A 1,047-nucleotide genomic window follows, 5' to 3' on the forward strand; every position below is an offset into this window, starting at 1 on the left:
CCCCAAAGGGCCCCCCCSGAAAAAGGACGGGAKGCRGCCGCCATAGGCCAGCATCGCCACGCCGATATGGGTGATCGGGCCAAGACTTCCCCAGAACAGGGCCGCCATGGCAAGGGTCACGAACGGCACCAATCCGCCGATACCGAGGAAAATCACGAGCGGTGACAGGGGTCTCACGGAATATCCATCCTCATTTCACATAACGCCAGTTGACAGCGCCGGTGTCTCGACGCCTTGTGATGCCCGAAGTTCGAACGTTCAAACAGGGAGCCCCCAATGAGCGCCATTATTGATATCATTGCTCGCGAGATTCTGGATAGCCGTGGCAATCCGACCGTCGAAGTCGAGGTTGAACTGTCCTCGGGCGCCAAAGGTCGCGCAGCGGTTCCGTCGGGCGCCTCGACGGGCGCACATGAAGCTGTCGAGCTGCGCGATGGCGACAAGTCGCGCTATGGTGGCAAGGGCGTTCTGAAGGCTGCTGCCTTCGCAGAAGGCGAAATCCTCGATGCGCTGCAGGGCGCCGAATCGTCCGATCAGATTGCCATCGACGAAGCCATGATTGAGCTGGACGGCACGCCGAACAAGGCGCGTCTGGGCGCCAATTCCATCCTTGCCGTGTCGCTTGCAACTGCCAAGGCCACCGCGCTCGAGCTCGATGTTCCGCTTTACCGCTATGTCGGTGGCGTATTTGCCCACACCCTGCCCGTGCCGATGATGAACATCGTCAATGGCGGTCAGCATGCTGACAACCCCATCGACATCCAGGAATTCATGATCCAGCCGGTCGGTGCACCGACGATCATGGACGCCGTGCGCATGGGTTCGGAAATCTTCGCCCATCTGAAGAAGAATCTCCACGCCGCCGGTCACAACACCAATGTCGGTGACGAAGGCGGTTTCGCTCCCGGCCTGAAATCGGCTGACGAGGCTCTCGGCTTCATCTCGAAGTCGGTCGAGGGCGCCGGTTATCGTCTGGGCGAGGACGTGACCTTCGCGCTCGATTGCGCCGCCACCGAATTCTACCGCGATGGCCGCTACAAGATGGAT

Annotated in this window: 1 pseudogene; it reads left to right on the top strand. The window is 60.6% G+C overall.

Annotated elements, in window-relative coordinates:
* Positions 1-276: 276 nt before the first annotated feature.
* Positions 277-1,047 (top strand): annotated as a pseudogene (gene eno, locus C0V97_RS17885) (phosphopyruvate hydratase); the annotation flags it as partial.

It is taken from the genome of Asaia sp. W19, from assembly GCF_003994335.1.
In the GTDB taxonomy this organism is placed as follows: domain Bacteria; phylum Pseudomonadota; class Alphaproteobacteria; order Acetobacterales; family Acetobacteraceae; genus Asaia.